This is a genomic window from Miniimonas sp. S16 (assembly GCF_057748195.1).
This window is the reverse complement of sequence record NZ_CM173242.1, coordinates 3,115,888-3,140,729: the sequence shown is the minus strand read 5'-3', so window position 1 is coordinate 3,140,729 and position 24,842 is coordinate 3,115,888. Positions and strand designations below refer to the sequence as shown.

Here is a 24,842-nt window from a genome sequence, read left to right as displayed (position 1 = left end):
CGCAGTACCCGAAGCCACACTGCCCCGAACGGTCCCACACTCCCACCGCGGGCCACAGCCCCCGGGGGACCAACGGCCCAGGTGATCCCGCTCACACCCGCCTAGCGTCGATCCCGGGTGGCGTCGGCGCGGCCCCCGGCCGCGAGCGTCACCTCGGGACGGGCGTACCCGCCCCGACCTGCGACGGTGCGGAGCGCGAAGCGATGGACGGATCCCACGGCGGCGAGGCCAACCTCGTCCTGCCGGACCTCGGCGGAGTCGAGCTGATGGGGGGTGTCCCCGGGCGGCTCGCGCTCGCCGTCGCGCTGGTGCTGTGCCTGGCCGGCCTGGCGTTCGGCGCGGTGGTGCTCGCCCAGCTGCGCCGCCTGCCGGTGCACCGCTCGATGGGCGAGGTCGCCGACCTCATCTACGCCACCTGCCGCACCTACCTGCTGCGCCAGGGCCGGTTCCTCCTGCTGCTGTGGGTCTTCATCGCAACCGTGATCGTGGCCTACTACGGGGCGCTGATGTCGCTCGGCGCGGCGCGGGTGCTCGTCGTCGTCGGGTTCAGCCTGCTCGGCATGGCCGGCTCCTACGCCGTGGCGTGGTTCGGCATCCGCGTCAACACCTACGCCAACGCACGCACCGCGTACGCGGCGCTGGACGGCAAGCCGCTCCCCCTGCACCGCATCCCGCTGCGCGCCGGAATGTCGATCGGCATGGTGCTCATCAGCCTCGAGCTCGCGCTCATGCTCGTCATCCTGCTGTTCCTGCCGCCCGAGGTGGCGGGCGCGTGCTTCATCGGGTTCGCCGTCGGGGAGTCCCTCGGGGCTGCGGCGCTGCGGATCGCGGGCGGCATCTTCACCAAGATCGCCGACATCGGCTCCGACCTCATGAAGATCGTGCTCAAGATCAAGGAGGACGACGCCCGCAACCCGGGCGTCATCGCCGACTGCACGGGAGACAACGCGGGCGACTCCGTGGGCCCGTCCGCGGACGGCTTCGAGACGTACGGCGTGACCGGCGTCGCGCTCATCACCTTCATCCTGCTCGGGGTGCACGAGCCGGCCGTCCAGGCGACGCTGCTCGTCTGGGTGTTCGTGGTGCGCGCCGTCATGCTCGTGGCCTCGGCGGTGAGCTACACCGTCAACGACTGGTGGGTCTCGCGCCGCTACGCGGCGGCCGTGCGGATGGACTTCGAGAAGCCGCTCACCTCGCTCGTGTGGCTCACCTCGGTGGTCTCGATCGTCCTCACGTTCGCCACGAGCTGGGCGTGCCTGGCCTCGCTCGACGGCGCGGCGCCCGGCACCTGGTGGCACCTCGCCACGATCGTCTCGTGCGGCACACTCGCCGGCGCGCTCATCCCCGATCTGGTCAAGGTCTTCACCTCGACGTCCTCCCGGCACGTGCGCGAGGTGGTCCGCTCCTCGCGCGCCGGCGGCGCGTCCCTCACGATCCTGTCCGGTCAGGTCGCGGGCAGCTTCTCCGCCTACTGGCTCGGCATCGTGATCGTCGCGCTCATGGCGGTCGGGTACGGCGTGTCCACGCTCGGCCTCGACGCGCTCATGGTGGCCCCCGCGGTCTTCGCGTTCGGCCTCGTGGCGTTCGGGTTCCTCGGGATGGGCCCGGTGACGATCGCGGTGGACTCATACGGGCCGGTCACCGACAACGCGCAGAGCGTGTACGAGCTGTCGCTGATCGAGGAGATCGACGGGATCTCCGGCGAGCTGCGGGCCGCGGGCGTCGACGTGCAGTGGGACCGTGCCAAGCAGATGCTCGAGGAGAACGACGGCGCGGGCAACACCTTCAAGGCCACCGCGAAGCCCGTGCTCATCGGCACCGCGGTGGTCGGCGCGACCACGATGATCTTCTCGATCGTCATGGCGCTGACCTCGGGGCTCACGGAGAACATGGCCAACCTCTCGCTGCTGCACCCGCCGTTCCTGCTCGGCCTCATCACCGGCGGCGCGATGATCTTCTGGTTCACGGGCGCCTCGATCCAGGCCGTCACGACGGGTGCGCACCGCGCCGTGGAGTTCATCCGCGACACGATCCGGCTCGACGGGTCCTCGCGTGCCAGCACCGAGGACTCGCGCCGCGTGGTCGACATCTGCACGCAGTACGCACAGCGCGGCATGCTCACGATCTTCCTCGCGGTGTTCTTCGCGACGCTCGGCTTCGCCTTCGTGGAGCCCTACTTCTTCATCGGCTACCTCGTCTCGATCGCGGTGTTCGGCCTGTACCAGGCGATCTCGATGGCCAACGCGGGCGGCGCGTGGGACAACGCGAAGAAGGTCGTCGAGGTCGACCTGCACGCGAAGGGCACCGCGCTGCACGACGCCACGATCATCGGCGACACGGTCGGCGACCCCTACAAGGACACCTCCTCGGTGGCCCTCAACCCCGTCATCAAGTTCACGACGCTGTTCGGGCTGCTCGCCGTCGAGCTCGCGGTCTCGCTGCAGGGCGACGGCCTCGGCGTGCTCGTGCACGTGCTCGCCGCGGTGTTCGTCCTCGCGTCGATGGTGTTCGTGTACCGGTCCTTCTACGCGATGCGGATCGGGACGTCGCTCACCGACGAGGACGACGAGGACGGCGCGGGGGCGTTCGGCGCCCTCGCGGGCGAGACGCGCGACGGCGAGCGCCCGTTCGCGGGCGAGGCCCGCGCAGGCGAGGGGCGCGGGGAGGTGGGCTCGCCGTCGGGCACGGTCTCGACCGGTAACGACGTCACCGGCAGCCTCACGGGGACGATCGAACGGAGCCGGTGATGGACCTGCGGATCGCGGTCAAGTACGACGCGGTGGAGATCGCGGACTCGCGTGTGGCCGGGCACGACTCGGCCGCCACGCTCGTGCGACGGATCCTGCGCGTGTTCCCCGGCTCGGCCGTGATCGGCGCGGGGCCGCGGCGGTGCGACGGGTTCGACCTGCTGCCGCTGGAGTTCTGCGACCCGGCGAGCACGCTGGTGGTGAACATGGACGTGCTCGACTCGCTCGAGGTGTGGCGGACGCTGCGGCGCTCGGCCGGGCCCGACGCGCCGGACCCGCACGTCATGAACTTCCTGTGGTGGCCGCCGAGCACGCTGCAGCATGCGGTGGACCGGGCGGCGCTGGCGCTCTCGTGCGCGCTGGTGCCGACGTTCGCGGACTCCGAGCGCACGGCGCACGAGGTGTCGGAGGTCGTGGCGCGCTGGACGGTGGCGCCACTCGCCGAGCGCGCGCGGATCGGCTGGGTCAACCTCGGCTTCCGGCTGGACCACGTGCAGCCGCGCGCCGACGCCGGCGGTGCGCCGGTCGTGCTGTACCCGGCTACGTCGCTGTCCGAGCGCAAGCGGCCCGACCTGTTCCTCGACGTCGTCGAGCGCGTGCACGAGCAGGTGCCGATCCGGGTGGAGGCGCGGCTCGTGGAGTCGCACCTCATCCGCGACCTGGCGCTGCGGATGTCGCGGCGCAGCTGGATGTGGGTCGGGCCGCTGACCGCGACGCGCGAGGACTACTGGGGCGCGCTCGCCCGCACGACGGCGTTCCTCGCCACCGCGAGCGAGGAGTCCTACGGGATGGAGTACGTCGAGGCGCTGGCCGCGGGTGCGGTCGGGGTGTTCCCGGACCTGCCGTGGGTGCACGCGCTGCTGCCGGCCGGGTACCCGCTGCTGTACCGCACGCGCGACGAGGCGGTGGCGCTGCTGCGGCGCGCGGTGACCGAGGCGGACGTCTGCCGGCGCGAGGTGGATCTCGCGGTCGGCGGGTCGCTGTCGGCGGTGCTGCGGACCGAGCACAGCGACGCGGTGTTCGACCGGGCGCTGCGGGCGCGGGTCACGGAGTGGTTCGGGTCGCCGGCGCGCGTCTGACGCGCTCCGCCCCGTCCCGCCCCGTTCGCGAGAGGATCTCCGTCCTTTCGCGAGAGGATCTCCGTCCTTTCGCGAGAGGATCTCCGTCCTTTCGCGAGAGGAAGTCCGTCCTTTCGCGAGAGGAAGTCCGTCCTTTCGCGAGAGGAAGTCCGTCCTTTCGCGAGAGGAAGTCCGTCCTTTCGCGAGAGGAAGTCGGCGGACCCTCGGGAGGCGATCCTCGCCGTCGGGCGCCCCCCGAGCGGCTCAGCCGCGCTCGGCCTCGAGCTGCTGCTGGCGCCGCCAGCGGATGCCGGCGTCGATGAAGTCGTCGATGTCGCCGTCGAACACCGCCGCCGGGTTCCCGACCTCGTGCTCCGTGCGCAGATCCTTGACCATCTGGTAGGGCTGGAGCACGTACGAGCGCATCTGATCGCCCCAGGAGGCCTTGATGTCGCCCGCGAGCTCCTTCTTCTGCGCCGCCTCCTGCTCCTTCTTGAGCAGCAGCAGCCGCGACTGCAGCACGCGCATCGCGGCGGCGCGGTTCTGGATCTGGGACTTCTCGTCCTGCATCGACACGACCGTGCCCGTGGGCAGGTGGGTGAGGCGCACCGCGGAGTCGGTCGTGTTGACCGACTGGCCGCCGGGGCCGGAGGAGCGGAAGACGTCGACCTTGATGTCGCTCTCGGGGATGTCGATGTGGTCGGTCGGCTCGATGAGCGGGATGACCTCGACCGCCGCGAACGACGTCTGCCGCCGGCCCTGGTTGTCGAACGGCGAGATCCGCACCAGGCGGTGCGTGCCGGCCTCGACCGACAGCGTCCCGTACGCGTACGGAACCTTGACCTCGAACGTCGCCGACTTCAGCCCGGCCTCCTCGGCGTAGGACGTGTCGAGCACCTTGGCGTCGTAGCCGTGCCGCTCGGCCCAGCGCAGGTACATCCGCAGCAGCATCTCGGCGAAGTCGGCCGCGTCGACGCCTCCCGCGCCCGAGCGGATCGTGACGACGGCCTCGCGCGCGTCCCACTCCCCCGCCAGCAGCGTGCGGACCTCGAGCTCGGCCAGCGTCTTGCGGATGGAGGTCAGCTCGCTCTCCGCCTCGGCGAGCGTCTCGGCGTCGTCCTCCTCTCCCGCGAGCTCGACAAGCGTCTCGAGGTCGTCGACACGGGAGTCCAGCCGCTCGAGCCGCTCGAGCTCGGCCTGCGCGTGGCTCAGGCGGGACGTCACGCCCTGCGCCTTCTCGGGGTCGTCCCACAGGTCCGGCGCGGACGCGGCCACCTCGAGCTCGGCGATCTGGGCGCGCAGCGCCTCGGGATCGGTCACGGCGGTGATCTGGCTCAGGGTGTTGCGGAGCGCAGAGATCTCGCTCGGGAAGTCGGTGGCCACGAGGGTCCAGCCTACCCGGGGGCCGGTCGGGCGGGATCGTCGGGCGCCTCGTCACCGCGCCCGACGGCGAGCCTCGCCTCGAGCGCGCGCGCCGGGGCCACCCCGGGGCACAGACGGAGAACACGACCGGGACCTCGAAGACCCTCGGAACGTCTGGCGGGCGTCGGGAACTGCCTCGCCGTCCCGCCGAGAACCTCTCGCGAAAGGACGAAGAGTCTCTCGCGAAAGGACGGAGAACCTCTCGCGAAAGGACGGAGAACCTCTCGCGAAAGGACAGAAAGTCTCTCGCGAACCGGGGTCAGCGGCCGACGGCGTAGCCCTGGTTGCCCCGCGGGTTCGCCGCCGCGTGCAGCATCCCGTCCGGACGCACGCCGGCCGCACTGATCCGCCCGAGACTCCACGGACCCGCGTCCGTCACGTCGTGCCCGCGCCGCCGCAGGTCCGCCAGCATCTCGGGCCCCAGCCGCGACTCGGCCTGTACCCCGAGCACCTCGGCGCCCCGCGGCGCGAACGAGCTCGGCACGTGCGTCGAGTGCCACGCCGGCGCGTCGATCACCTCCTGCAGTCCCGCGCCGCGCAGCAGGTGCCGCACGAGGAACGGCACCATCCACTGGTCCTGCTGGTCCCCGCCGGGCGTCCCGAACGCGAGCACGAACCGACCCTCGCCGTCGAGCACCATGCCGGGACTCAGCGTGGTCCGCGGCCGCCGGCCGGGCACGAGCGAGGCGGGCAGGTGCGGCTCGAGCCAGAACATCTGCGCACGCGTGGGCAGCGAGAACCCGAGCCCCGGCACCACGGGCGAGCTCTGCAGCCACCCGCCCGACGGCGTCGCCGACACCGCGTTCCCCCACCTGTCCACCACGTCGAGGTGGCACGTGTCGCCGCGCGCGAGCGTGGGCTCGCCCTCCCCCGGCCTCACCTCGTTCAGCCCGTCCGGCCAGTGCCCGACGGCGTGCATCGCCTCGCGCACGTGACGCGGCAGTCGCGCGGGACGTCCGCCGGGCGCTCCCGGGCGCAGGTGAGCGTCGGCCGAACCGCCCAGCAACGCCGCACGCGATCGCGTGTAGGCGGGATCGAGCAGGTCGGCGAGCAGGTCCCCCGGCGCGGAACCGACCCCGGGCTCGACCGAGTCGCCGTACCAGGCCTCGCGGTCTGCCATCGCGAGCTTGCACGCCTCGATCGCGAGATGCACCCACGCGGGATCGTCCTCCGCGAGGTCACCGACCCCGGCGGCCTCGAGCAGCGCGAGCTGCTGCAGCAGCACCGGTCCCTGGCTCCACAGCCCCGGCTTGGCGATCGTGCGCCCCGCGAAACGGGCGACCGCGGGGGCCTCCTCGCTCGCCCGCCACGCGTCGAGGTCCGCACCGGAGAGGAAGGCCGCGTGCTCGCCGTCGGCCACCCCGTCCCAGGCGGGGGTCCGGGCGAAGGCGTCGACCGCCTCCGCGACGAAGCCCGAGTAGAACGCGGCGCGCGCCGCCTCGGCCTGCGCCGCGACGTCGGGCCCCGCGGCGTCGGCCGCGGCGACGAGCCGCTCGAGCGTGGCCGCGAGGTCGGGGTTGCGGAACCGGCGACCCGGCAGCGGAAGGCCGCCCACGCCGTCGCCGGTCAGGTAGACGGCGCCCGAGGAGGTCCAGCGGCCGCGGAACACGTCCGCGAGCGCCTCGACGGTGCCGGCGGCGCGCGGCAGCAGCGGGTGCCCGTCGCGCGCGTAGCCGATCGCAAAGCGCGCGAGGTCGGCGAGGGGGCGCGTGCCGCGCGTGGCGAGCACGTGCATCCACGCGCCGAACGCGCCGGGGACGACGGCGGCCAGATGCCCCGTGCCCGGCACGGCGTCGACGCCGAGCGCGCGGTACGCCTCGATCGTCGCCGCCCGTGGCGCCACCCCCTGACCGCACACGACGCTCGTGGCGGCAGAGGCGGCGTCGTGCACGAGGAGCGGCATGTCGCCACCGAGGCCGTTGAGGTGCGGTTCGACGACGTGCAGCACGAGCCCCGCCGCGATCGCCGCGTCGAACGCGTTGCCGCCCTCCTCGAGGACCGCCATCCCGGCGGCCGAGGCGAGCCAGTGCGTGGAGGCGACCATGCCGAACGTGCCGACGAGCTCGGGGCGGGTGGTGAACGTCATGCTGCGATCCTGCCCCAGACGTCCGACGGCGTGGGTCGCCGGGCAGGTGCGCGGACGCCCTGCGGCGGCGTGCGAGGGCGTGCGAAGGCAGCGACGGCGAGCCCGCGACGTGCAACCACCGCGCCGCCCGGGTGAGACTGGGTCATGGTCCTCCTCGGTTTCCACGCCTCCCACGAGCAGATATCGCCCTCCCGCCTGCTGCGCGACGTGCAGCGCGCCGAGGCCGCGGGCTTCGACGGTGCGATGTGCTCCGACCACCTCGCGCCCTGGAGCCTGCGGCAGGGCCACTCGGGGTTCGCGCTCTCGTGGCTCGGTGCGGCGCTCGCGACGACGACCTTCCCCATCGGCGTGGTCAACGCTCCCGGGCAGCGCTACCACCCCGTGGTCGTGGCGCAGGCGTTCGCGACCCTCGAGGAGATGCACCCGGGACGGTTCTGGGCGGCGCTGGGCAGCGGCGAGAACATGAACGAGCACGTCACGGGCGACCCGTGGCCGGACAAGGCGACCCGGACGGCGCGGCTGGGCGAGGCCGTCACGGTGATCAGGCGGCTGCTCGCGGGTGAGGAGGTCTCCCACGAGGGCCTGGTCCGCGCACACCGAGCCCGGGTCTGGAGCCGCCCTGCGACGCCTCCCCCGCTGCTCGCCACCGCCGTGAGCGCCGAGACCGCGGCGTGGGCGGCCGGCTGGGCCGACGGTCTCGTCACGGTGGCGCAGGAGCCCTCGGCTCTGCGCGCCGTGGTCGACGCCTACCGCGGGGCGGGCGGACGCGGGCCGCTCGCCCTCCAGGTGCACGTCAGCCTCGCCGAGGACGACGCAGCCGCCTACGCGCTCGCCGTGGACCAGTGGCGCAACGCCGTCGTGCCGCAGCCGCAGTCGTGGGACCTCGAGCAGCCGGAGGACTTCGACGCCGCAGCGCGCGAGCTCGCCACCGACGCGGGCGCACCGCCCGACGCGAGCGGACCGCCCGAGGCGAGCGACGCCGTCGTGAACGAGGCCGCGCTGCGCGCGGCGGTCCTCGTCGACCACGACGTGACGTCCCTCGCCCGGCGCCTTGCAGACCTCGCCGCGATCGGCTTCGACCGCCTCTACCTGCACCACGTGGCGCAGGACAACGACCCGTTCCTCGCGGCGGCGCCGCGGCTGCTCGCCGAGATCAGGAGGCTCGCATGAGGATCACCGACACCAGCGACCTGTGGTGGAAGACCGCCGTCGTGTACTGCCTCGACGTGGAGGTCTACCTCGACTCCGACGGCGACGGCGTGGGCGACCTGCAGGGCCTCGCGCTGCGCCTGGACTACCTCGCCGAGCTGGGCGTGACGTGCCTGTGGCTCATGCCGTTCTACCCGACGCCCGACCTCGACGACGGCTACGACGTGAGCGACTTCTACGGGGTCGATCCGCGCCTGGGCACGCACGGCGACCTCGTGGAGGTGATCCGCACCGCCAACGACCGCGGCATGCGCGTCATCGTCGACCTCATCGTCAACCACACCTCCGACCGCCACCCGTGGTTCCGCTCGGCGTTGCGCAGCGTCGACTCCCCGTACCGCGACTACTACGTCTGGCGCGAGGACCCGCCTCCCGCGGACGAGCCGAACGAGGTGTTCCCGGGCGAGGTCGACGGGATGTGGGAGAAGGACGAGCGGTCGGGCCAGTGGTACCTGCACAGCTTCTACGCCCACCAGCCCGACCTCAACATCGGCAACCCGAAGGTCCGCGACGAGATCGCCAAGACCATCGGGTTCTGGCTCCAGCTCGGGGTGTCGGGCTTCCGCGTGGACGCCGTGCCGTACTTCCTCGAGGCTCCGCTGGGCGACGTCCAGGACGGTCACCGGCTGCTGCGCGACCTGCGCCGGTTCCTCCAGCGCCGTTCCCCCGAGGCGGTGCTGCTCGGCGAGGTCAACCTCCCCTACGACGAGCAGATGAAGTACTTCGGCGGCGACGACGCGGACGAGCTGACCATGCAGTTCGACTTCGTCGGGATGCAGGCGATCTACCTCGCGCTCGCGCGCCACGACCCCGCGCCGCTGGTGAAGGCGCTGCGCGAGCGCCCCCGGCTGGCCGTCGAGGCGCAGTGGGCGAACTTCCTGCGCAACCACGACGAGCTGACGCTGGACAAGCTGAGCGAGTCCGAGCGCGCGGAGGTGTTCGAGGCGTTCGCGCCCGACGAGAGCCAGCGCGTCTACGGACGCGGGATCACCCGGCGCCTGCCGCCGATGCTCGGCGGCGATCCGCGGCGCGTCCGGATGGCCTACAGCCTCCTGCTCACCCTGCCCGGCACGCCCGTGCTGTTCTACGGCGAGGAGATCGGGATGGGCGAGAATCCGGACGTCCCCGGCCGCGAGGCGGTGCGGACGCCCATGCAGTGGTCCAGCCGCAAGAACGGCGGGTTCTCCGACGTCGCGCCGTCGCGCCTCGTGGCGACGCCGCCGGCCGGCGGGTACGCGCCGCAGCACGTCAACGTCGCCGACCAGGTGGAGGACCCCGACTCGTTGCTGTGCTTCGTGCAGCGGCTCATCGCCCGCTACCACCGCTCGCCCGAGATCGGGTGGGGCGAGCTGGCGATCCTCGACCCTGGCGACGCGGCTCCCGCGGTGCTCGCGCACTCGCTGCGCGCGGACGTCGGGCGGATGGTCGCGCTGCACAACTTCTCCGACGAGCCCGCGGTCGCGCAATTCGTCCTCGACGACGAGCCCGACGGCGTGCGGCTGTCGGACCTGCTGGGTCCCGGTGAGGTGAGCGTCGGGGACAGGCGGGAGGTGGAGGTCGAGCTCGAGGCGTACGGCTTCCGGTGGTTCCGGGTGGCCCGGCCGGGCGACGGGCGCCTGGGGTAGGCGGCGGCACCGTCGCGGCGGCCGCCGTAAGTTGGGAGCCATGGTCTCCTACCGCTACCTCGGAAGCTCGGGCCTCAAGGTCTCCGAGATCACCTACGGCAACTGGGTCACGCACGGGTCCCAGGTCGACGACACCCACGCCATCGCGACCGTGCACGCGGCGCTCGACGCCGGCATCACCACCTTCGACACCGCCGACGTCTACGCGAACACGGCCGCCGAGGAGGTGCTGGGACGCGCGCTCGCCGGCCAGCGCCGCGAGTCGCTCGAGATCTTCACCAAGGTCTACTTCCCGACCGGCCCGAAGGGCCCGAACGACACCGGCCTGTCCCGCAAGCACATCCGCGACTCCGTGCACGGCTCGCTGCGCCGCCTCGGCACCGACTACATCGACCTGTACCAGTGCCACCGGTTCGACTACGAGACGCCGCTCGAGGAGACGTTCGGCGCGTTCGCCGACCTCGTCCACCAGGGCAAGGTGCTCTACATCGGCGTCTCGGAGTGGACCGCGGAGCAGCTGCGCGAGGGCCACGCGATCGCCAAGGACCTCGGCATCCAGCTCGTCTCGAACCAGCCGCAGTACTCGATGCTCTGGCGGGTCATCGAGGGCAAGGTCGTCCCGACCTCGACCGAGCTCGGCATCTCCCAGGTCGTCTGGTCCCCCATGGCGCAGGGCGTCCTGTCCGGCAAGTACCTGCCCGGTCAGCCCGTGCCCGAGGGCTCGCGTGCGACCGACGAGAAGAGCGGCGCCAACTTCATCAAGAGCTTCCTGCGCGAGGAGGTCCTCGAGGCCGTCCAGCGGCTCAAGCCGGTCGCGGCCGAGGCCGGGCTGAGCATGCCGCAGCTCGCGATCGCGTGGGTGCTGCAGAACCCGAACGTGTCCGCCGCGCTCGTCGGCGCCTCGCGCCCGGAGCAGCTCGCGGACACCGTCAAGGCGTCCGGCATCACGCTCGACGCCGACACCATGGCCGCCATCGACACCGCCCTCACCGGCGTCGTCTACGACGACGCCGAGGACACCTACCGGGTCTCGCCGAAGTCGCGCGTGGCCTGACTCGGTCCGCACGACCGGGCCCGACGGCGAAGGCGAGCCAAGCGCTCCTCGCTCGCCTTCGCCGTCGGGCGCCTCACGTGGACACCGCCACCGCCACGTCCACCCCAGACGCGGCGACGCCCACCCGGGCCCGGCGCTACCGGGTCGGCCGCACCCGCAGCGCGTCCATCCCGCCGTCGACGGCGAGCGTGACGCCCGTGGTCGACGCCGCCCGCGGCCCGACGAGGTAGGCGACGGCGTCGGCCACCTCCTCCGGACGCACGAGCCGGCCGTGGGGCTGGCGCGCCTCCAGCGCTGCGCGCTCGGCGGCGGGGTCTGACGCGGCGTCGAGCAGCCGCCCGATCCAGGGCGTGTCGACCGTGCCGGGGCTGACCGCGTTGACGCGGATGCCCTCGCGGACGTGATCGGCGGCCATCGCCCGGACGAGCGAGAGCAGCGCGCCCTTGGTCGCGCTGTAGAGCGCGCGCTGCGGCAGACCTGCCGTGGCCGCGATCGAGCACGTCACGCAGATCGCCGCGCTCGGCGACCGGCGCAGGTGCGGCAGGGCGGCGCGGGTCACCCGCGCGACGCCGACGACGTTGAGGTCGAGCACGCGCAGCCACTCGGCGTCGTCGTTGGCCGCCACGTCACCCTGTGCCCCGATGCCCGCGTTGTTCACCACGATGTCGAGCCGGCCGAACGCCTCGACCACGGCCTCGACGCCGGCGCGGACAGAGGCGTCGTCGGTGACGTCGACGCGCACGGCGAGGTCGGCGTCGGCGTGCTCGGGTGCGACGTCGAGCACGGCGACGCGCGCGCCGTCGGCCCGCAGGCGGGCCGTGATCGCCGCGCCGATCCCCGAGGCGCCACCCGTGACGAGCGCGACGAGGCCGTCGAGGTGGCCCACCGGGACGCCCACAGCGCCCACGGCGCTCACGCCCCTACGCAGCGCTGGCGCTGCGTGCCGAGGCCGTCGATGGTCAGCTCCACGACGTCGCCCGCGGCGAGGTAGGGGAACCGGCCGGACAGCGCGACGCCCTCGGGCGTGCCCGTGAGCACGAGGTCGCCCGCCTCGAGCGTGAGGAACTGGCTGAGCTCCCACACGATGTGGTCGAGGGAGAAGATCAGGTCGGACGTACGCGAGTCCTGCCGCGGCTCGCCGTTCACGCTGCTGCGCAGCCGGACGTCGTCGGCGTCGATCTCCTCCGGCGTCACGAGCCACGGCCCGAGCGGGCAGAACCCCGGCGCGGACTTGCCCTTGGACCACTGCCCGCCGGAGAGCGCGAGCTGCCACTCGCGCTCGGAGAGATCGTTCGCGACGGCGAACCCCGCCACGTGCGCACGCGCCGCCTCGGGCGAGGCGAGCCGTGCGGCGCGGGTGCCGATCACCAGCGCCAGCTCCACCTCCCAGTCGGTGCGCGTGCTGCCCGCCGGGATCACGACGTCGTCGTCCGGCCCGACCACCGTGTTCGGCGACTTCATGAACATCACCATGTTCTCCGGCGGCTCGGCGCCCGACTCCGCGGCGTGCGCCGCGTAGTTCTGGCCGATGCAGTACACGGCCGAGGGCCGCGCGATCGGGGCGCCAACGCGGCGGCCCGCCGCGTCCGGGAGCTCGGGCAGGTCGCCGGCCTCGAGGGCGGCGCGCACGCGCGCGACGCCGTCGGCGGCGAGGAAGGCGCCGTCGATGTCGGCGGTGAGGCCGCGCAGGTCGAGCACGCGCTCGCCGTCGAGCAGCACGGGGACCTCCTGACCCACGGGACCGAGTCGGGCGAGACGCATACGAACCTCCGGCTTTCCGGCTGACGAGGAGCAGGCGCGCGGGGTGGGCGCCGCGGCGATTCTTCCACACCGGGTGTTCGCACGGGCGGGAGTCATCCGATGTTTACGCATGGCTGAGCCGGTAGGCACGGCGCGCGGTCCCTTCGGCGACGGCGCGCCAGCCCGCCGGGCCGAGGTCCGCCTCGGTGGCGACCCAGGTCCACCACTCGGCCGGGGTCACCGGACGCACGCGTCGAACACCAGCCCCGCCTCGGCGACCACCGCAAGTCCGCGGGCCAGGAGCGGATCGGCGAGTGCGCCGTCGGGCTCGTGCTGGAGGAGGTGCCGCACGCCGACGACCGGGCCCAGCGCGAGCAGCGCGCGCAGGTCGGCGGCCAGCGTCGGCGAGCAGAGATCAACGGCGGCCACGACGCCGACGACCTCGGGAGGTGCGGGGTCGGGCCGCTGCCCGGGCTCACCGGGCGGCCCCGGCGGCGAGTCGGGACGGTCCGCGACGTCCGTCCGGCGCTCGTCGCGACCGCTCGGGCGGGTGAGCTCGGCCATGAACCGTGCCTCCGCGAGCGCCTGGTCGCGACGCGCGTCCGCCTCGACGAGGAGGCACCAGCGGGTGCGGGGGTCGCCGTCGGAGCGCTCGTCCAGCGTCACCGGACGGTTCAGCGCAGGCACGCCGGCCAACCAGGGGTACGGAAGGCGGGCGGGGTCCCAGACGTGGACGTGCGCGTCGAGCACCGGGGAGTCCTCGTCGACCGTCACGCGCCGACCCTAGCGCGCGGGTGTGGCCTCTGGCCGGGCACCGAGCACCCAGTCATCCGACCTCTCCGGACGAGGCCCCTCAGCGCACGAGCGCCGCCACCGCCTCGACCACCGCGCGCGCGGCGAGCGACAGGTCCTCGGCGCTCGCCTCGTGACCGAACGTGAAGCGCAGCGCCGTCTGGGCGAGCTCGCGATCGAGGCCCATCGCGGTGAGCACGTGCGACGGCTCGTCCGACCCCGCATGGCACGCCGACCCGGAGGACACGAGCACGCCGCGCTGCTCGAGCTCGAGCAGCACCGACTCCCCCGACACCCCGCCGAGCACGAACGACGCATGCCCCGGCAGGCGGCGGACCGGGTCCCCGGTGAGGCGAGCCGACGGCAGGAGGGGACGCACGCCGTCGAGCACCTGCGCGACGAAGGCATCCCGGCGCGCGGCGAGGTCGCTGCCCTCGATGCGCTCGGCGTCGGCGAGCCCGAGCGCGACGGCGAAAGCGACCGCACCGGCCACGTCCTGCGTGCCCGAGCGCATGCCGCGCTCTTGCCCGCCGCCGTGCAGCAGCGGCTCGAGGCGCACGCCGCGGCGCAGCCAGAGCACGCCGGTGCCCTTGGGCGCGCCCACCTTGTGGCCGGACAGCGAGAGCGCGTCGACGCCGAGCGCGGCCACGTCGAGCGCGAGGGCGCCCGCCGCCTGGACGGCGTCGCAGTGCAGCGGGACGCCCGCGGCGCGGCAGCGCGCCGCCACGGCGTCGATCGGCTGCACCGTCCCGACCTCGTTGTTCGCGAGCTGCACCGACACGACCGCCACGTCTCCGCCGGCGAGCGCGGCGTCGAGCGCGTCGAGGTCGACCACGCCCTCGCCGTTGACGGGCAGCACCGTGAGATCGAAGCCCGTCCGCGCCAGCCACGCCGCCGACTCGAGCACCGCAGGATGCTCGACGGCGGAGGTCACCACCCGCGTCGCGCCCACCGCCTCGCGGCGGGCCAGGGCGAGGCCCTTGACGGCCGTGTTGTCCGACTCCGTGCCGCCCGAGGTGAAGACGACCTCGGCCGGCCGGGCCCTGAGCACCGCGGCGACGTCGGCGCGAGCGGCCTCGAGCGCCGTCGACGCGTCGAGGCCGAGCGCGTGCACCGACGAGGGGTTGCCGAACCGGGCGGTGAGGAACGGCCACGCCGCCTCGAGCGCCTCCCGCCGTACGGGGGACGTCGCGGCCCGGTCGAGGTAGGGCATCAGGGGCGCGGGTCCGCCGCGGCGGTCGAGGTGGCCAGCTCCATGTCCAGCCCGAGGTCCACCGATCCGGCGCCGTGGGTGAGCGCGCCGACCGAGACGAGGTCCACGCCGGTCCGCGCGATCGCGCCGATCGTCTCGAGCGTCACTCCCCCGGACGCCTCGACGAGCGCCTGGCCCGCCACGAGCGCCACCCCGGCGCGCAGGTCCTCGAGGGAGAAGTTGTCGAGCATGAGCGTGCCCACCACGCCCGAGGCGAGCACCGGCTCGATCTGGTCGAGGCGGTCCACCTCGACCTCGAGGTGCGTGGTGTGCGGCAGGCGCGTGGCGGCCGCGCGCAGGGCCGAGGTGACCTCGCCGTCGGCGCCGAGCAGCGCCGCGAGGTGGTTGTCCTTGACCATCACGGCGTCCGACAGCGAGTACCGGTGGTTGAACCCGCCGCCGCAGGTCACCGCGTGCTTCTCGAGCGCGCGCAGCCCGGGCGTCGTCTTGCGGGTGTCCACCACCCGGACCGGACGCCCGGAGGCCGAGACCGCGTCGCCGACGGCGGCCACGTACGCCGCGGTCCGGGTCGCCACCGCGACGGCCCGGGCGAGCAGGTTGAGCGCGACGCGCTCGCCGCGCAGCACCGCCCGCGCCGGACCCTCGACGACGGCGAGGACGTCGCCCGGGGCGAGCCGCTCGCCGTCGGGCACGACGTCCGTGACCCGCACCGCACCTGCAGGCGAGGCGAGGTCGGAGCAGGCCGACATCACGGCTGCGACGACGTCGCCGCACGCGACGACGCACGCCTCGCGCGCCCGCACCACGGCCCGGGCGCGCGCCGTGGCCGGCACGAACGCCTCGGACGTGAGGTCGCCGAACGGGGCGTCCTCGGCGAGCGCGCGGTCGACGACGGCGCGCAGCGCCTGGGGCGTGTACGCGGCGGTCATGCGAGGCCGAGCGCGAGCGACCCCGCGACGGTGCCGCTGAGGATGCCGCGCGCGGGCAGGCCGGCGGGGTCGGCGACGAGGACGCGGTGGACGGTCTCGGCGGGCTCGAGCACGCCGGTCGAGCCGAGCACGCCGGTCGAGTCGGGCGGGTCGGTCGAGTCACCGGAGCGGTCGCTGCGCTGGTGCGCCCCGAGCGACCCGGTGCGGGCGAGCGCGGCGGCCACCACGACGCGCGCCGCGAGCAGCAGGTTGGCGTCCTCGACGTCGCTCGTCTCCAGCCCGAGCATGGCGTCCGGCAGGAGCGAGGGCGTCGCGAACGAGGCGAGCACGGTGCGCGCCTGCTCGAGGCCCTCGCGCGAGCGGATGAGCCCGGCGTGCTCCCACATCACGCGCTGCAGGTCCGCGCGCGTCCACGGGCCGGCGTCCGGGGCGTCGCCGAGCGGCACCACGGCGGGCGGCGCCCAGCCGTCGGACGCCACGGCACGCGGGCCGGTGGCCGCGTCGGCGCCGGCTCGCCCCGCGCCGACGACGGGCCGGTCGGCACCCGCCCCGCCGGCCACGAGATCCGGCGCGTCGGAGGTGTCGGCGGGCTCGCCGTCGAGCGCCGCGACGCACCGCCGCGCGAACACCGCGGCCTCGAGGAGCGAGTTGGACGCGAGGCGGTTGGCGCCGTGCACCCCGGTGCACGCGACCTCGCCCACGGCCCACAGGCCGGGCACGCTCGTGCGGCCCGTGAGGTCGGTGCGCACGCCGCCCATCCAGTAGTGCGCGGCGGGCGTCACGGGAACGGGCTCACCTGCGAGGTCCCAGCCGCGCTCGGCGCACTCGGCGACAATCGTCGGGAACCGGCGGCGCACGGTCGCGGCACCGAGCCGCCTCGCGTCCAGCCGCACCGGCGAGCCCTGCGCGCGCTCCTGGGCGGCGATGGCGCGGGCCACCACGTCGCGCGGGGCGAGCTCGGCGGCGGGGTGCACGTCGAGCATGAACCGGCGTCCGGCGTCGTCCACGAGCACCGCGCCCTCGCCGCGCACGGCCTCGGAGACGAGGAACGGCTCGGCGGCCGCGAGGACCGTGGGGTGGAACTGCACCATCTCGGCGTCCGCGATCTCGGCGCCGGCCCGCAGCGCCATGGCGACGCCGTCGGCCGTCGCGACGACGGGGTTCGTCGTGGTCGGGTACAGCCGGCCGGCGCCTCCGGTCGCCAGCACGACGGCGTCGCCCGCCACGCGCTCGACCTCACCCGAGGCGGTCCGGACGTCGAGGCCGACCGCTCGCCCGCCGTCGAGCACGACGTCGATCGCGGTGGTGTGCTCGCGCACCTCGATGCCGCGGTCGAGCGCGGCGACCACGAGCGCGCGGACGATCTCCGCGCCGGTCGCGTCGCCACCGGCGCGCAGCACGCGCGGGTAGCTGTGCGCGGCCTCGAGCGCGCGGCACAGGATGCCGCCGTCGCGGTCGAACGTGACGCCGAGCTCGAGGAGCCGGTCGATCGCGGTGGGGCCGTCGGCGGCGAGCGCCATCGCGGCGGCGGGGTCGGACAGGCCCGCACCCGCGCGGCGGGTGTCGGTGACGTGCGCGACGACGCTGTCCGGTCGCGGGCCTACGACGGCGACGCCGCCCTGGGCGTGCACCGTGTTGGACTCGGTCAGCGCGCCCTTGGTCACGAGCACGACCTCGTGGGCTGCGCTCGCCTCGATGGCGGTGAGCAGGCCGGCGAGGCCGGATCCGACGACGACGATCCTCAACGGGGGCCTCCTGTGGTGCTGCGGGTGCTGCTGGTGCTGGTGCTCGTGCTGGACATGGAGGTGCCGGTGAGCGGCTTGGGCGCTGCCGCGAGCATGCGCTCGAGAGCCGTGCGGGCGTGCCGAGCGACGTCGGGGTCGACCTGGATCTCGTTGACGACCTCGCCGGCGGCGAGCGACTCGAGCGTCCAGGCGAGGTAGCCGGGGTGGATCCGGTACATCGTCGAGCAGGGGCACACCACGGGGTCGAGGCAGAAGATCGTCTTGTCCGGGTGCTGCGCGGCGAGCCGGTTCACCATGTTGATCTCGGTGCCGATCGCGATCGTCGAGCCGGGCTCGGCGTCGGCGACGAGCCGGCGGATGAGCTCGGTCGAGCCCGCCGCGTCGGCGGCGTCGACCACCGCCATCGGGCACTCGGGGTGCACCACAACCTGCACGCCCGGGTGGGCCTCGCGCGCGGCGGCGATCTGCGCCGTCGTGAACCGCTTGTGCACCGAGCAGAAGCCGTGCCACAGGATGACGCGCGCGTCGAGCAGGGCCTCGGCGTCGTTGCCGCCGAGCGGCTTGCGGGGGTTCCACATCGGCATCTGCTCGAGCGGCACGCCCATCGCCTTGGCGGTGTTGCGGCCGAGGTGCTGGTCGGGGAAGAAGAGGACGCGCTCGCCGCGGGCGAACGCCCACTCCAGCACGGAGCGCGCGTTCGAGGACGTGCACACGATCCCGCCGTGCCGGCCGCAGAACGCCTTGAGCGCGGCCGAGGAGTTCATGTAGGTGACCGGGACGACGGGCAGCGTGCCGCCCGGGTGGCGCTCGAACCAGTCCGGGCCGACGGTCTCGTCCGGGTCGAAGCCGTAGACCTGGGCGAGCTCGGCCCAGGCCGCCTCGACGGAGTCCTCGTCGGCCATGTCGGCCATCGAGCAGCCCGCGGCGAGGTTCGGCAGGATCACGGTCTGCTCCTCGCGCGCGAGGATGTCGGCCGTCTCCGCCATGAAGTGGACCCCGCAGAACACGATCGCCTCGGCGTCGGGCCGGGTCAGGGCCGCGTTGGCGAGCTGGAAGGAGTCACCGACGAAGTCGGCGTAGGCCACGATCTCGTCGCGCTGGTAGTAGTGGCCGAGGATCACGACGCGGTCCCCGAGGGACGCCTTCGCGGCGGCGATCCGCGCGTGCAGCTCCTCGTTGGTCATGCGCTGGTAGGCGATCGGGAGCTGACCCGGGCGCGAGCGGGCGTTCGTGGTCGCAGCGGGCACGACGTCGGCCACCGAGGCACCCGGCCCGTAGGTGGGCAGGGCGTCGAAGTCCCAGGTGGGCGCCGCGAGGCCGGGGTCGCACGCGGGCGTGACCGGGGCGTCGAGCAGCTGGGCGATGGAGGTCATGCGGCGCTCCTCGGAGGCGGGGTAGGGCTGGTGGCGACGGAGTCGGGCCGGTAGCGGTACAGGCTCGGGGGGCGGTGGCTCGTCCCCGTGACCTTCTCGCCCGTGGGCTCGACGGCGCCGCTCGCCAAGATCTGACGGCGGAAGTTCGCGGGGTCCAGGCCTCGGCCGAGGACCGCCTCGTACACCTCGCGCACCTCGGTGAGCGTGAACTCGTCGGGCAGGAAGGCGTGCGCGATCGGGGTGTACTCGAGCTTGGCGCGCAGCCGGGCGAGGGCGTAGTCGACGATCGCGGCGTGGTCGAACGCGAGCGCCGGCAGCTGCTCGGCGGGGAACCAGGCGACGTTCTCCCCCGCGACCATGCGCGCGTCCTCGTCCGCGCGGACCAGGGCCCAGTAGACGATCGACACGACGCGCTCGGGGCACGGGGCGTCGGGTGAGGAACCGTCCCGCGAACGGTCCACGCCACCGAAGGCGTAGAGCTGCTCGAGGTAGTTCGGGTCGAGGCCGATGGTGTGCCGCAGCCGGGTCCGGGCCGCCTCGACGAGGCTCATGTGCTCCTCGAGCGGCTCACCGGGCAGGGCCCAGGCGCCGAGGAACGGCTCGCGGATGCGGCGGACGAGCGGCAGCCACAGCGTGGTTCCGCTGCCGTCCGGGGTGGGCCGGAGGGCGAGGATGACGGTCGAGACCGCGAGCTGCACGGGGCGCCCTCCCTTGAGGTTGGTGCGACATTAACCCCGCCTTTTGGTCACGTCAACCTGAAGGGTCAGGTGTGTCGAGGAGTGGGACGGCGCGTCAGTCCCGACCGGTCTCCCAGCCCTCGCGCCGGTACGCGGAGGTCCCGAGCGCCGCGACGATCAGGGCCGCGAGGATCGAGGCGACCATCACCGCAGCCATCGCGATCGCCGACCCGCCGAGCACACCGACCAGGGGGCTGATCAGCGCCGGCAGCAGCGCGCCGAGGCAGCCGAGCACCGCGGCGGCGGACCCGGCGCGCTCGCCGTGCCGGCTCAGGGCGATCGTCGTGGCGTTCGGCGGAACGAAGTTCTGGAACGACAGCACCGCGGCGAGCGGGACGAGGAACAGCAGCGCGTTGCTCGGCCCGACGCCGGTCAGCGACACCCCGAGCAGCACGAGCGCGACACCCAGCTGCAGCGGCAGCACGAGCCGGATGATCCGGATCGAGGAGTACCGGTGCACGAGCGCGGCGTTGACCTGCGCCATCCCCACCAGCAGCACGCCGCCCACGGCGAAGAACAGCGAGAACTGATGCGCGGACAGTCCGAGCTGGTCCTGCAGCACGAACGGCGAGCCCGAGACGTACGCCATGAGCGCGCCGCTCACGAGCCCCGGCAGCACGGCGAGCGCGAGGAAGCGCCGGTCGGCCAGCAGCACGCGGTAGTTGCGCAGCGCCGCGGGGATCCCGCCGGTCATGCGCTTCTCGACGGGGTGCGACTCGGGCAGGAAGCGCCAGCACGCGAGCAGCACGAGCGCGCCGCAGCCGGCGAGCACGCCGAACACCGCGCGCCAACCCCAGTGCTGGGCGATGAACCCGCCGACGGTCGGTGCGAACAGCGGCGCCACGCCGATCACGAGCATCATCCGCGAGATCGTCGCAGCCGCGACGGCGCCGGTGTAGCGGTCGCGGATGAACGCCTGCGCGCACACGCCGAGCGACGCGGCCGCGACGCCCTGGAGCAGGCGCAGGCCGAGGAACACCCCGATCCCGGAGCCGAGCAGGACGAGCAGGCAGGCCACGACGTGCAGCGACGCCCCGATGACGACCGGCTTGCGCCGCCCCACGCGGTCCGACCACGGGCCCACGACGAGCTGGCCGAACGCCGCGCCGATCATCATGAACGAGATGGTCAGCTGCGCCGTCGCCTCGTTGACCTGCATCTCCGACGCCACCTGGGGCAGCGAGGGCAGGTACATGTCGACGGTGACCGCGAAGATCGCGGACATCGAGCCGAGCAGTGCCACGAGCGCGGCGCGGGGGCGCGGGCCCGACGGCGCGGCGGGGCGACCCGGGCGCGCACCGTCGCCTCGGCGGCCGAACCGGCGGGCGCGGTCGGACGCGCCCGTCGCGGCGGGGTCGGGGTCCTGGCGGACGGGGACGGCCGTGACCTCGGGCAGCACGGCGTCGACGGCGGGACCCTCGACGATCTCGGGGGCTGGCTCGTCGCGTTCGACGGCGCCGGCGTCGGCGCGGAGGTGCTCGGGGCAGGGGCTGGGCGGCGCTTGGGTCATCGTGGCGTCTCGGTCTCGTGCGCGGCGGAGGCTGGGGCTTGTCTTGCTCCCGTGCGGCCTGCGGGCGAGCCGGACGGCTGGCCGGGCAGGGCGGCGGGGTGCGAGGCGTACGGGTGCTGTCTACGGCGGCCGACGGCGCGGGCCCCGATGGGTCCCCCACCCACGCCGGCGGGACCATCGTGCACCCCGCGCGGCGGTGTTGTCGAATCGTTTCGAGCTCTGGACGCCCTGACATGGTCCACCTCACGCGCGCGTGAGGTGGACCGCCCTGGGATCGGCCACGACGTGAGACGCCCGCCGCACACCGAGACTGGCGCCCGGGGTCGCGACTACCGTGCAGAGACCACCACGTCAGCCACGGGAGGACCACCCATGCGCAGCACACGTCTCGCGATCGCCGGCCTTGCCGCCGTCATCGGGCTCAGCCTCGTCGCCTGCAGCCCCGAGGACACCGGCTCCGGCGACGCCACCGGATCGGACGCCACGGACTCCGGCACCACCGACTCCGGGTCGGGCGCAGCCCAGGCGGGCTCGGACCTCGACGTCGCCGCCTACGACGACGTCATCGCAGAAGGCCCGGTCGCCGACGACGCCGCCGTCGAGGCGAGCGAGTGGGCCAGCGCCGTGCGCGAGAGCGGGACGCTGCGCGTCGGCGGCACCGAGACCTCGAACCTCTTCTCGCTGCTGGACCCGACGTCCCAGCAGGTGCGCGGCTTCGACGCCGGCCTGTCGCAGCTGCTCTCGCAGTACGTCCTGGGCGAGGTCAGCACCGAGCTGTCCCAGGTCACGTCGGACACCCGCGAGCAGGTGCTCGTGAACGGTGACGTCGACGCCGTCTTCGCGACGTACTCGATCACGCCCGCACGCGCCGAACGCATCTCGTTCGCCGGCCCGTACTACTCGTCCCAGGCGGGCATCCTGGTCCGCAGCGACAACACGGACATCACGTCGGTCGCCGACCTCGCGGGCAAGACCGTCGCCACGCAGGCCAGCTCCACCGGCGAGACGCTGCTCGCCGAGGAGGCGCCGGAGGCCGAGGTCCTGGCGCTCCCCGACCACGCGCAGGCCATCGAGGCCGTGCTCAACGGGAACGCGGACGCCTACGTCATCGACCAGACCCTCCTGCTCAACGCGGTCCTCCAGCAGGGCGACGCCGTGAAGATCGTCGGCGAGCCGTTCGGACCCGAGGACCTCTACGGCATCGGTGTGCCGCTGGACTCCGACGGCGTCGAGTTCATCAACACGTTCCTCGACGAGATCATCGCGTCCGGCGTCTGGGAGGACCTCTGGACCGTGACGATCGGTGACCGCACCGGCGTCACCACCGTCCCGGCGGCGCCCACCCCGGGCGAGACCGGCCTGAGCTGAGCCGAGACCCAGATGAGCTGAGTCGCGCCCCCTGACGTCGCGGGGGGCGTGCGACGATCGGCCCGGCGACCGCACCGGTCGCCGGGCCGATCTCGTCCGAAAGGAGGGTCATGGACGTCCTCTTGCGCGACTACTCCGACGACTTCCTCGCCGGGTTGTGGCTGACGCTCCAGCTCACGGGCATCGGGTTCGTCGGAGCGTTCGTGGTCGGCACGGTGCTCGCGGTGTTCCGGATCTCACCGATCCCGCCGCTGCGTGTGGCCGGCACTCTGTACGTGGAGCTGTTCCGCAACGTCCCGCTCGTGACGCTCCTCATCCTGGTCGTCTACGGCCTGCCGTACGCGGGTCTCAACCTCGGGTTCTACTGGTCGGTCATCCTCTCGATCGTGGCCGTGGGGGCGGCGTTCGCGTGCGAGACGCTGCGCTCGGGCATCAACGCGGTGAGCACGGGCCAGGTCGAGGCGGCACGAGCGCTCGGCCTCACGTTCGCCGGCATCTGCCGCGAGCTGGTCGTGCCGCAGGCGCTTCGCACGGTGATCGGCCCGATCGTCACGCTGTTCATCGGGATCCTGCTCTCGTCCTCCCTCGCCGCGGTGGTCGGGATGCGCGAGCTGACGGCGACGGTGGCCTACATCAACAATCGCGAAGCGCTCGGGCTGACGACGTTCGCGGTGGCGGCGGCCATCTACGTGGCGCTCTCGCTCGGTGCGGCGGGCTTCGGCTCGGTGCTCGAACGGCGCCTGCGGGTGCTGCGATGAGCGCGCACGCCCTGTTCGACACGCAGGGTCCCCGCGGTCGCGCCACCGTGCGGATCGTCACGATGCTCTCCGTGGTGGCGGCGTTCGCGCTTGCCGCGCTCGTGTACTGGCAGCTCTACCGCACGGGCCAGCTCGCGCCGTCGAAGTGGCGCACGTTCACCCAGCCCGGGACCCTGCGCTACTTCGCCGACGCGCTGCGCAACACCGCGCTGGCGGCCCTCGGAGCGGCAGCGATCGGTCTGCCACTCGGACTCGTCCTCGCGCTCGGCCGGCTGTCCCGACGACGGTGGCTGCGACTGCCCTCCACCGCCGTCATCGAGCTCTTCCGCGCCGTGCCGGTGCTGCTCGTGATCTACGTGTTCATGTTCGCGCTGCCCGCCTACGGCATCCGCCTCAGCATCTACGCCAAGCTCGTGATCCCGATCGGGCTGTGCGCCGCTGCCGTCCTGGCGGAGGTGTTCCGGGCGGGCGTGCTCGCGGTGCCGCGCGGGCAGACCGAGGCGGGGCTCGCCGTCGGGCTCAGGGAAGGCCTCGTGATGCGGATCGTGGTCTTCCCGCAGGCGCTGCGCATGGTCATCCCGGCGCTCGTCGCCCAGTCCGTGGTGGTGGTCAAGGACACGGCCTTCGGGTACGTGGTGAGCTACCCCGAGCTGATGCAGTCGGGCAAGGTGCTCGTCGCCAACACGAACGACCTCATCCAGACGTACCTGGTGATCACCCTCGTCTACGTGGTGGTCAACGTGCTGATCTCGGCCTTCGCGCAGCGGCTCGAACGCCGGATGAACCGCGCCCGAGGGATGGGGCGCGTCTCGATCCTCGCCCGCGTGCGGCGCACCGCGATCCAGTAGGTCGGCGCCGGTTCGAGCGCGGATGGGGCGCTCGGGACATCGGCCGCAGTCTGGTCGGAGCGCCGCACGACGCGTGGTCCAAGCGTCGAGCTGATGACTCGCCACTGGGGGTGGCCGCGGTGTCGGACCTCGGCCATAGGGTGCAGAAGAGTCGCAGGGCCAGCCGCCGGGAGGAGCATCATGTCGGAAGCGTTCGAGGTCGACACGGCGGCGTTGCGCGAGCACGCTGAGCACTGGGGCGTGATCGCTGACGAGATCGCCTCGGTCGGGGAGGCGATCCAGGGCTTGTCTCCGCTGGCGTGGGGGTTGGGGGCGATCACCGACCCGGGCGTGTCGTTCCACGAGGCGTGGACGGGCGGGCTCTCCCTCGTGGGCACCGCCGCTGACGACACCGGCTCCGCCCTGGTCGCCAGCGCCCAGGACTACGAGGACACCGACGCCGACACTGCTGCGCGCCTCGAGTTCGAGGTGCCGTGACCGTGGTGAGCCTCGCGACCGCGACCAGCGGGCGCGACCTCGTCCCCGGTGACGTCGAGGTTGTCAGCCGTGACGCGCAGACTCTCAGCACCGCGGCCGAGGACCTGGACGGTGTCTCGCCCTTCAAGCCGAGCAGATCAAGCGCGACGAA

General features: G+C 73.4%; 20 protein-coding genes. 9 read left to right on the top strand and 11 right to left on the bottom strand.

Annotated elements, in window-relative coordinates:
• The first annotated feature begins 203 nt into the window (after positions 1-203).
• Positions 204-2,747 carry a sodium-translocating pyrophosphatase gene (locus tag AC3AQ1_RS13760; RefSeq protein WP_108719453.1) on the top strand — a complete coding sequence of 848 codons (2,544 nt, stop codon included), beginning with the start codon at positions 204-206 and terminating at the stop codon, positions 2,745-2,747.
• Positions 2,747-3,826, top strand: coding sequence for a glycosyltransferase family protein (locus AC3AQ1_RS13755; protein WP_199916480.1), 1,080 nt, complete (start codon positions 2,747-2,749; stop codon positions 3,824-3,826). Before AC3AQ1_RS13760 ends, AC3AQ1_RS13755 begins: the two co-directional genes overlap by 1 nt.
• 243 nt (positions 3,827-4,069) lie before the next feature.
• Here AC3AQ1_RS13755 and prfB read toward each other — a convergent pair whose 3' ends face one another.
• A complete protein-coding gene (gene prfB, locus AC3AQ1_RS13750; protein WP_108719452.1) occupies positions 4,070-5,188 on the bottom strand; it encodes a peptide chain release factor 2 in 1,119 nt (372 codons plus the stop codon).
• A 298-nt stretch (positions 5,189-5,486) separates the two neighbouring features.
• Complete coding sequence (locus AC3AQ1_RS13745) at positions 5,487-7,313, bottom strand: gamma-glutamyltransferase family protein (RefSeq protein WP_108719451.1); 1,827 nt, start codon at positions 7,311-7,313, stop codon at positions 5,487-5,489.
• A gap of 144 nt (positions 7,314-7,457) precedes the next feature.
• Between AC3AQ1_RS13745 and AC3AQ1_RS13740 the strand changes: the two genes are divergently transcribed.
• Genes AC3AQ1_RS13740 through AC3AQ1_RS13730 form a run of 3 tightly spaced genes read left to right on the top strand, consistent with a single transcriptional unit; the run spans position 7,458 to position 11,201 of the window.
• On the top strand, positions 7,458-8,483 hold the full coding sequence (locus AC3AQ1_RS13740) for an LLM class flavin-dependent oxidoreductase (protein ID WP_108719450.1): 1,026 nt from the start codon (positions 7,458-7,460) through the stop codon (positions 8,481-8,483).
• Complete coding sequence (locus tag AC3AQ1_RS13735) at positions 8,480-10,147, top strand: alpha-amylase family protein (RefSeq protein WP_108719449.1); 1,668 nt, start codon at positions 8,480-8,482, stop codon at positions 10,145-10,147. The genes AC3AQ1_RS13740 and AC3AQ1_RS13735 overlap by 4 nt, the downstream gene beginning before the upstream one ends.
• A 40-nt stretch (positions 10,148-10,187) precedes the next feature.
• Positions 10,188-11,201 carry an aldo/keto reductase family protein gene (locus tag AC3AQ1_RS13730; RefSeq protein WP_108719448.1) on the top strand — a complete coding sequence of 338 codons (1,014 nt, stop codon included), beginning with the start codon at positions 10,188-10,190 and terminating at the stop codon, positions 11,199-11,201.
• A gap of 136 nt (positions 11,202-11,337) precedes the next feature.
• Here AC3AQ1_RS13730 and AC3AQ1_RS13725 read toward each other — a convergent pair whose 3' ends face one another.
• The 9 genes from AC3AQ1_RS13725 to AC3AQ1_RS13685 form a co-directional block, all read right to left on the bottom strand.
• Complete coding sequence (locus tag AC3AQ1_RS13725; RefSeq protein WP_370445359.1) at positions 11,338-12,108, bottom strand: SDR family NAD(P)-dependent oxidoreductase; 771 nt, start codon at positions 12,106-12,108, stop codon at positions 11,338-11,340.
• Positions 12,109-12,113: 5 nt separating this feature from the next.
• Positions 12,114-12,962 carry a fumarylacetoacetate hydrolase family protein gene (locus tag AC3AQ1_RS13720; RefSeq protein WP_108719447.1) on the bottom strand — a complete coding sequence of 283 codons (849 nt, stop codon included), beginning with the start codon at positions 12,960-12,962 and terminating at the stop codon, positions 12,114-12,116.
• A 216-nt stretch (positions 12,963-13,178) separates the two neighbouring features.
• The gene (locus tag AC3AQ1_RS13715) at positions 13,179-13,715 is read right to left on the bottom strand and encodes an amidohydrolase family protein (protein ID WP_108719446.1); all 537 of its coding nucleotides are present in this window, start codon (positions 13,713-13,715) and stop codon (positions 13,179-13,181) included.
• Positions 13,716-13,794: 79 nt separating this feature from the next.
• Positions 13,795-14,946: a cysteine desulfurase family protein gene (locus tag AC3AQ1_RS13710; protein ID WP_108719445.1), complete on the bottom strand. Its 1,152-nt coding sequence runs from the start codon at positions 14,944-14,946 to the stop codon at positions 13,795-13,797.
• Entirely contained in the window at positions 14,946-15,875 is a 930-nt protein-coding gene (gene nadC / locus AC3AQ1_RS13705; protein WP_108719444.1) for a carboxylating nicotinate-nucleotide diphosphorylase, read from the bottom strand. Before nadC ends, AC3AQ1_RS13710 begins: the two co-directional genes overlap by 1 nt.
• Positions 15,872-17,620, bottom strand: coding sequence for an L-aspartate oxidase (locus AC3AQ1_RS13700; protein WP_108719443.1), 1,749 nt, complete (start codon positions 17,618-17,620; stop codon positions 15,872-15,874). The genes nadC and AC3AQ1_RS13700 overlap by 4 nt, the downstream gene beginning before the upstream one ends.
• A complete protein-coding gene (gene nadA, locus AC3AQ1_RS13695) occupies positions 17,617-18,993 on the bottom strand; it encodes a quinolinate synthase NadA (RefSeq protein ID WP_108719442.1) in 1,377 nt (458 codons plus the stop codon). Before nadA ends, AC3AQ1_RS13700 begins: the two co-directional genes overlap by 4 nt.
• Positions 18,990-19,691, bottom strand: a complete 702-nt coding sequence (locus tag AC3AQ1_RS13690; RefSeq protein ID WP_108719441.1) for an NUDIX hydrolase — start codon at positions 19,689-19,691, stop codon at positions 18,990-18,992. The genes nadA and AC3AQ1_RS13690 overlap by 4 nt, the downstream gene beginning before the upstream one ends.
• Positions 19,692-19,785: 94 nt before the next feature.
• A complete protein-coding gene (locus AC3AQ1_RS13685) occupies positions 19,786-21,240 on the bottom strand; it encodes a multidrug effflux MFS transporter (protein ID WP_108719440.1) in 1,455 nt (484 codons plus the stop codon).
• A gap of 372 nt (positions 21,241-21,612) precedes the next feature.
• On the opposite strand from AC3AQ1_RS13685, the gene AC3AQ1_RS13680 reads away from it, so the two are divergent.
• The 4 genes from AC3AQ1_RS13680 (at position 21,613) to AC3AQ1_RS13665 (ending at position 24,691) form a co-directional block, all read left to right on the top strand.
• A complete protein-coding gene (locus AC3AQ1_RS13680) occupies positions 21,613-22,608 on the top strand; it encodes a transporter substrate-binding domain-containing protein (RefSeq protein ID WP_108719439.1) in 996 nt (331 codons plus the stop codon).
• A 110-nt stretch (positions 22,609-22,718) separates the two neighbouring features.
• On the top strand, positions 22,719-23,366 hold the full coding sequence (locus tag AC3AQ1_RS13675; RefSeq protein ID WP_108719438.1) for an amino acid ABC transporter permease: 648 nt from the start codon (positions 22,719-22,721) through the stop codon (positions 23,364-23,366).
• Positions 23,363-24,214, top strand: a complete 852-nt coding sequence (locus tag AC3AQ1_RS13670) for an amino acid ABC transporter permease (protein ID WP_108719437.1) — start codon at positions 23,363-23,365, stop codon at positions 24,212-24,214. Before AC3AQ1_RS13675 ends, AC3AQ1_RS13670 begins: the two co-directional genes overlap by 4 nt.
• 180 nt (positions 24,215-24,394) lie before the next feature.
• The gene (locus tag AC3AQ1_RS13665) at positions 24,395-24,691 is read left to right on the top strand and encodes a type VII secretion target (protein WP_159096560.1); all 297 of its coding nucleotides are present in this window, start codon (positions 24,395-24,397) and stop codon (positions 24,689-24,691) included.
• Positions 24,692-24,842 lie beyond the last annotated feature (151 nt).